The sequence below is a fragment of the Cyanobium sp. N5-Cardenillas genome, assembly GCF_024345515.1.
Classification (GTDB): Bacteria; Cyanobacteriota; Cyanobacteriia; order PCC-6307; family Cyanobiaceae; genus Cyanobium.
Genome location: NZ_JAGQBG010000171.1, coordinates 1 through 6,991, shown reverse-complemented (window position 1 = coordinate 6,991; position 6,991 = coordinate 1). Strand labels below are relative to the sequence as shown.

The 6,991-nt window shown below is 68.1% G+C and carries 4 protein-coding genes and 1 pseudogene; 1 reads left to right on the top strand and 4 read right to left on the bottom strand.

Annotated features, from left to right (window positions below):
• The 4 genes and pseudogenes from KBZ04_RS12800 to dapB all read right to left on the bottom strand — a co-directional run.
• Positions 1-666 (bottom strand): annotated as a pseudogene (locus KBZ04_RS12800) (2-octaprenyl-6-methoxyphenol 4-monooxygenase); the annotation flags it as partial.
• Positions 667-720: 54 nt separating this feature from the next.
• Positions 721-990: a high light inducible protein gene (locus tag KBZ04_RS12795; RefSeq protein ID WP_254992293.1), complete on the bottom strand. Its 270-nt coding sequence runs from the start codon at positions 988-990 to the stop codon at positions 721-723.
• 65 nt (positions 991-1,055) lie between these two features.
• Positions 1,056-1,703 (bottom strand): hypothetical protein, encoded by a 648-nt coding sequence (locus KBZ04_RS12790; protein ID WP_254992292.1) that lies wholly within the window; start codon positions 1,701-1,703, stop codon positions 1,056-1,058.
• Between the two features lie 19 nt (positions 1,704-1,722).
• Positions 1,723-2,589, bottom strand: a complete 867-nt coding sequence (gene dapB, locus KBZ04_RS12785) for a 4-hydroxy-tetrahydrodipicolinate reductase (protein ID WP_254992291.1) — start codon at positions 2,587-2,589, stop codon at positions 1,723-1,725.
• Positions 2,590-2,726: 137 nt separating this feature from the next.
• Here dapB and KBZ04_RS12780 point away from each other — a divergent pair, with 137 nt between their 5' ends.
• A complete protein-coding gene (locus tag KBZ04_RS12780) occupies positions 2,727-6,749 on the top strand; it encodes a magnesium chelatase subunit H (protein WP_254992290.1) in 4,023 nt (1,340 codons plus the stop codon).
• Positions 6,750-6,991 lie beyond the last annotated feature (242 nt).

Genomic DNA, 6,991 nt, shown 5'->3' with positions numbered 1-6,991 from the left:
GCCCAGGTCTTCGAGCTGCTGGCAGCGGGCCGTGGGCGCACTCCAGACCAGCTGGAAGCGACGCTCGCCGAGGGGAAGCACCGCGAAGGGTCCTTCCGGCCGCAGCAGCTCCCAGGCTTCGTCGTCGCTGCCGCCGCCCATCGCCACCTGCACGGTGAGGCAGGCCTGGGCGTAGGTGTGGCTCCACTGACCGATCCCAAGAGCCCGTCGGGTGGGGGAGTCGGGTCCGTCGGCGGCCACGAGCAGGTCGGGTTCGCTGGCTGCGATCTGTGCCGCTGTCCCCAGCGCCAGTGCAACGGCGGGGTGCTGGCCCAGGCGCCGCAGCAGCAGCGCCATCAGGGGCCGGTGCGAGCCGATCCATCCCACCGCGCCGCCGTGCTCCAGGTCGCTCGGATCGAAGGTCACCGTTCGCTCCGTCGCCCCATCCTGGAGGCGCAGGCGGCGGAAGGGAACCAGCTGGTGCTGCAGCTCGCCCCAGAGGCCCAGCCGCTCCAGCAGGTCACGGCTGGAATGGGTGAAGGCGTAGGCCCGCTCCCGGGCCTGCAGCGCCTCGGGGCCGAGCGGATCGTGAAGGCTCACGTGCCAGCCGGCCTGCGCCAGGGCCAGGGCCGCCAGGGCGCCGGTGGCGCCGGCGCCGTTGATCCGGGCGTGGAGCGAAGGGCGCATGGCCACAAAAAAGCCGCAACAGAAAGTCTGCTGCGGCGATGGGGTCAGCCGTGATCAGCCGATGCCGAGCAGGCCGCGGGTGAAAGCTTCGCCGCCCAGGGCGAATTCGGTCGCGAGCAGGGCGATGAAGCCCAGCATGGCCATGCGGCCGTTGAGCTTCTCGGCGCGCTCGTGGAAACCCCAGCCGCTCTCGGCGCTCACCACTTCCATGCGGGGCTCGGTGGCGAAGGCATTGAGGCGGCCGCCATCTTCGGTGGTGACGGTGGCACCGCGGATGGAGGAACGATCGAGGGCGGTGGGAGCGGTGGGGGTGGCGGCGGTCATGGGAGAACTCCTTGAGAAGTGTTACGTGAATTGTAACGCATTGTTTCGGATCCGTCCAGCTTCCCTCACCCCAGGCGCCGCAGGCAGAGCTCCTCAAAGGCGGGCCGCAGCAGGTAGGGGTACTCCCCCACCCACTGCTTCAGCTGGGGCAGCCAGCCATCGGAGAGGGCGCCGATGCGCGAGAAGTCCTTGCGCTCACTCAGCACCAGACAGCGGATCACCATCCCCGGTCGGATCAGCTCATGCTTCTTCTCCAGGGGGAAGCGGATCTGGCCCAGGTAGCCGTCCTCGTCCTCCAGCTCCAGGCACAGCCAGGTGCGCCGGTTCTCCACCAGCTCCAGGCGCCCATCGCGGTTGGCCTGCTCCCGCCGGTTCTCCACCACCTCCCGCCGGAACAGGTCGGCCACCACCCCTTCGAAGATCGCGGCCGCCGGGTAGCGCCGCAGCAGCGCGTTGCGGCGGCCCGCCTCCAGGATCGGCCCCCACAGCACATAGAGAAGGAACACGAAGCCCACCACCAGGAACACCGGGCCGGCCTGGCTGCGGAACAGGAGCACCTGGCTGATCAGCAGCGCGATCACCCCGCCGATCACCGAGATCAGCACCCGCTGCAGCAGTTTGCGTGGGTCGCCGCTGCTGGCGCTGAACTGCGAGCCCGTGGCCACCGCCGGGATCAGGCGAACCAGTTCGCCGGGTTTGAGGGGGATCAGCATCGACTCTTGGGGGGGCAGCTCACAGGAGCCTCTCCAGTCCATAGACCAGGCCGCCCAGGTGGCGCACCTTTCGGACCGTGAGCAGCACCCCGGGCATGTAGGCACTGCGGTCGATCGTGTCGTGGCGCAGGGTGTAGGTCTCGCCGGGCGAGCCAAACATCACCTCCTGGTGGGCCACCAGCCCCGGCAGCCGCACCGAATGCAGCCGCAGGCCGCTGTCCCGCAGCCCGCCCCGGCAGCCGGCGAGGCTCTCATGCTCCTCCACCTGGGGGGGATTGAACGGCTTGCCCAGCTCCTCCATGAGCTCCGCGGTCTTGAGGCAGGTGCCGCTGGGGGCATCGGCCTTGCGGTTGTGGTGCAGCTCGGTGAGTTCGGCGTAGTCGTAAAAGCGGGCCGCCGCCGCCGCCGCCTGCTGCAGCAGCACCATGCCCACGCAGAAGTTGGGAATCACCGCCCCGCCCATCGAGGCCTTCTCGGCGAAGGCGGCCAGATCGGCCAGCTGGTCGGGGCGCAGGCCGGTGGTGCCGATCACTGGATGGACGCCGTAGGCGAAGGCGCCGCGGCAGTGCTCGTAGACGACGCTGGGGTGGGTGAAGTCGACCAGCACCGCCCCGCCGCCTGGCCCGGCCTGGCGCACCGCCTGGCTCGCCTGGCAGAGGGTGCCTTCGAAATCGGCGCTGATCGCCACCTCCAGCTCCTCCAGTCCCAGGGCCAGCCCCACATCCTCCCCTTCATGGCCCGGGGTGGTGTCGATGGCACCCACCAGGGCGCAGTCGGGGGCCGCCACCACGGCCTTGATCACCTCGGCCCCCATGCGGCCCAGGGCCCCGGCCACCACCACCGGGATCGGCGCCGGCTCTGCTGGTGACGGGGAGGTCGCGGTCATGGGCGGCGGGCACTCCAGGCGAGCCTATGTGGCCCAGTCCACCGGCAGCGTGCCTGCCTGTAACGCTGCGCTGCAACCGATCGCGTCCCCGGCGCGGGCTCCGTAGGCTGCTTCACATTGCTCAACGCAGTCGCCGCATGTTCACGCAGGTCCGTTCCGCCAGCCGCCGGGTCAGCCCTGCCCCCACCGATGGCGCCAACGACCGGGTGGTCATGAAGGCCGTCTACGTGGTGCTCGAACCCCAGTACCAGAACGCCCTCACCACCGCCGCCACCGGCCTCAACGACCAGAACGGTCCCCTGGCGGTGGAGCTGAGCGGCTACCTGATCGAGGAGCTGCGGGATCCGGCCAACTACTCCGACTTCTGCGCAGACGTGGCGGCGGCCGACGTTTTCATCGCCTCGCTGATCTTCATCGAGGACCTGGCCCAGAAGGTGGTGGAGGCCGTGGCCCCCCACCGCGACCGGCTCAAGGCGGTGGTGGTGTTCCCGTCGATGCCGGAGGTGATGCGGCTCAACAAGCTCGGCACCTTCTCAATGGCCCAGCTGGGCCAGAGCAAGAGCGCCATCGCCCAGTTCATGCGCAAGCGCAAGGAAGCCAATGGGGCCGGCTTCCAGGACGCCATGCTCAAGCTGCTGAACACCCTGCCGACGGTGCTCAAGTACCTGCCGGTGGAGAAGGCCCAGGACGCCCGTTCCTTCATGCTCAGCTTCCAGTACTGGCTCGGGGGAACGCCGGACAACCTGCGCAACTTCCTGCTGATGCTGGCCGACCGCTACGTCTTCGGGACGTCGGAACTGGGACGGCCCCAGCTGACGGTGGCCGACCCGGTGGTGTTCCCGGACCTGGGCATCTGGCACCCGATGGCGCCGGGCATGTTCGAGGACCTCAAGGAGTACCTCAACTGGAGTGCCAGCCGCGCCGACCTCAGCGAGAGCGCCCGCCGGGGCCCGGTGATCGGCCTGGTGCTGCAGCGCAGCCACATCGTCACCGGCGATGAGGCCCACTACGTGGCCGTGATCCAGGAACTCGAGTACCGGGGCGCCACGGTGATCCCCGTGTTCTGCGGCGGCCTCGACTTCTCCCGGCCGGTCTCCTCCTTCTTCTACGACCCCCTCAACCCGGAGCAGCCCCTGGTGGACGGGGTGGTGAGCCTCACCGGCTTCGCCCTGGTGGGCGGCCCGGCCCGCCAGGACCATCCCAAGGCCATCGAGACCCTCAAGCGCCTCAACCGGCCTTACATGGTTGCCCTGCCCCTGGTCTTCCAGACCACCCAGGAGTGGGAGGAGAGCGATCTGGGGCTGCACCCGGTGCAGGTGGCCCTGCAGATCGCCATCCCCGAGCTCGACGGTGCCATCGAACCGATCGTGCTGTCGGGCCGCGACGACGCCACCGGCAAGGCCCACACCCTGCAGGACCGGGTGGATGCGATCGCCGAGCGGGCCATCCGCTGGGCCTCGCTGCGGATCAAGCCCCGCTCCGAGAAGAAGCTGGCGATCACCGTCTTCAGCTTCCCGCCCGACAAGGGCAACGTGGGCACCGCCGCCTACCTCGACGTGTTCGGCTCCATTTTCCGGGTGCTGGAGGAGATGAAGGCGAAGGGCTACACGGTGGAGGCCATGCCCCGCACGCCCAAGGAGCTGATGGAGGCGGTGCTCAGCGATCCGGAAGCCTTGCAGGGGGCCCCCGAGCTGGCGATCGCCCACCGCATGAGCGTCGAGGAGTACGAGCGGCTCACCCCCTATTCCGAGCGCCTGGAGGAGAACTGGGGCAAGCCCCCGGGCAGCCTCAACTCCGACGGCACCAACCTGCTGATCTACGGCCGCCACTTCGGCAACGTGTTCGTGGGGGTGCAACCCACCTTCGGCTACGAAGGCGATCCGATGCGCCTGCTCTATTCCCGCAGCGCCAGCCCCCACCACGGCTTCGCCGCCTACTACACCTACCTCGAGAAGGTGTGGGGCGCCGATGCGGTGCTGCACTTCGGCACCCACGGCTCCCTGGAGTTCATGCCCGGCAAGCAGATGGGCATGAGCGAGACCTGCTACCCCGATTCGCTGATCGGTGCCCTGCCCAACCTCTACTACTACGCCGCCAACAACCCGAGCGAAGCCACCATCGCCAAGCGGCGGGGCTATGCCTCCACCATCAGCTACCTCACCCCGCCGGCGGAGAACGCCGGTCTGTACAAGGGCCTCAAGGAGCTGGGTGAGCTGGTGGGTTCCTACCAGCAGCTGCGCGAGAGCTCCCGGGGGGTGCAGATCGTCAACGCGATCATCGAAACCGCCCGCCAGTGCAACCTCGACAAGGACGTGGAGCTGCCGGAGGGGGATGCCGATGCGGCAGCCCTTGATATCGACGGCCGGGATGGCGTGGTGGGAGCCGTGTACCGCCAGTTGATGGAGATCGAGAGCCGGCTGCTGCCCTGCGGCCTGCACACCATCGGCAAGCCGCCCACCGCCGAGGAGGCGATCGCCACCCTGGTGAGCATCGCCGCCCTGGAGCGGGAGGAGGAGGGCCTGCGTTCCCTGCCGGGGCTGCTGGCCGAGAGCCGCGGCCGCACCATCGCCGAGGTGTATCGGGGTAACGATGAAGGCGTGCTGGCGGATGTGGAGCTCAACCGGGTGATCACCGAGGCCTGCCGCGCCGCCGTCGGCGCCATGGTCAAGGAGGTCACAGGCGCCGATGGCCGCGTCACCCTGCGGCGCAATTTCGGCTGGTTCTTCGATCTGCTGGAGCGCTTCGGCTACCGCCTGCCCTCCCCCTGGCTGAGCGCCTGCCGCCAGGCGGGATTCCCCGATGTGGACGTCACCGAGCTGGATCGCCAGTTCGCCTACCTGCGCTTCTGTCTGGAGCAGATCTGCGCCGACATGGAGATGGAGAGCCTGCTGCGGGCCCTCGATGGCGAGTACGTGCTGCCCGGGCCCGGCGGTGATCCGATCCGCAACCCCGGCGTGCTGCCCAGCGGCAAGAACATCCATGCCCTCGATCCCCAGGCCATCCCCACCCGGGCAGCCATCGCCGCCGCCAAGGTGGTGGTCGACCGGCTGATCGAGCGCCAGAGGGCCGAGCAGGGCACCTGGCCGGAAACGATCGCCTGCGTGCTCTGGGGCACCGACAACATCAAGACCTACGGCGAATCCCTCGCCCAGATCCTCTGGTTCATCGGCGTGCGTCCGATGGCCGATTCCCTCGGCCGGGTGAACAAGCTGGAGCTCATCTCCCTCGAGGAGCTGGGCCGGCCGCGCATCGACGTGGTGGTGAACTGCTCCGGCGTGTTCCGCGACCTGTTCATCAACCAGATGGCCCTGATCGACCAGGGGGTCAAGATGGCCGCCGAGGCCGACGAGCCCCTGGAGATGAATTTCGTGCGCAAGCACAGCCAGGAGCAGGCCGCCGCGCAGGGCATTTCCCTCCGGGACGCCGCCACCCGGGTGTTTTCCAATGCCAGCGGCAGCTATTCCTCGAACGTCAACCTGGCGGTGGAGAACAGCACCTGGGAGGAGGAGGGCGAGCTGCAGGAGATGTACCTCAGCCGCAAGACGTTCGCCTTCAACGCTGACAACCCCGGCGAGATGAACCAGAACCGCGAGGTGTTCGAGTCGGCGATGAAGACCGCCGATGTGACCTTCCAGAACCTGGATTCGGCCGAGATCTCGCTCACCGATGTCAGCCACTACTTCGATTCTGATCCCACCAAGCTGATCGCCGGCCTGCGCGACGACGGCAAGGCCCCCACCAGCTACATCGCCGACACCACCACGGCCAACGCCCAGGTGCGCTCCCTGAGCGAAACCATCCGCCTCGATTCGCGCACCAAGCTGCTCAACCCCAAGTGGTACGAGGGCATGCTCGATTCCGGCTACGAGGGGGTGCGGGAGGTGGCCAAGCGTCTCAACTTCACCCTGGGCTGGAGTGCCACCAGCGGCGCCGTCGACAACTTTGTGTATGAGGAGGCCAACGACACCTTCATCAACGACCCGGAGATGCGCAAGCGGCTGATGGACCTCAACCCCCACAGCTTCCGCCGCATCGTCGGCACCCTGCTGGAGGTGAATGGCCGCGGCTACTGGGAGACAAGCGACGAGAACATCGCCCAACTGCAGGAGATCTACCAGGAGATTGAGGACCGGATCGAGGGGGTGACCAAAGAGGGTTGATCGGTCGTCTCGGGCCCCAGGTGCCGGCGGTCCTTGCGTCGCCCGGGAAGACGCAGTCCCTCACTGCATAGGTGCTGCATTCGAAATGGGAGGGGACAATGCACACAAAGTCTTCATCTTCCCCAGCTGGGCCTTGGGCGCTGGGGTGTACCCCCCATGGCCGTGACAGCAGCGCCTCCTTCCTGGGGAGCGACCATCCGCCGATCTGATTCCTGCGTAGGAATGGGTCATGCCATTGCACG

Excerpts from the sequence above, each read along its gene's own strand:
- KBZ04_RS12795 (WP_254992293.1), bottom strand. The coding sequence starts at position 990 with ATGACCGCCGCCACCCCCACCGCTCCCACCGCCCTCGATCGTTCCTCC.
- KBZ04_RS12780 (WP_254992290.1), top strand. The coding sequence starts at position 2,727 with ATGTTCACGCAGGTCCGTTCCGCCAGCCGCCGGGTCAGCCCTGCCCCC.
- dapB (WP_254992291.1), bottom strand. The coding sequence starts at position 2,589 with ATGACCGCGACCTCCCCGTCACCAGCAGAGCCGGCGCCGATCCCGGTG.
- KBZ04_RS12790 (WP_254992292.1), bottom strand. The coding sequence starts at position 1,703 with ATGCTGATCCCCCTCAAACCCGGCGAACTGGTTCGCCTGATCCCGGCG.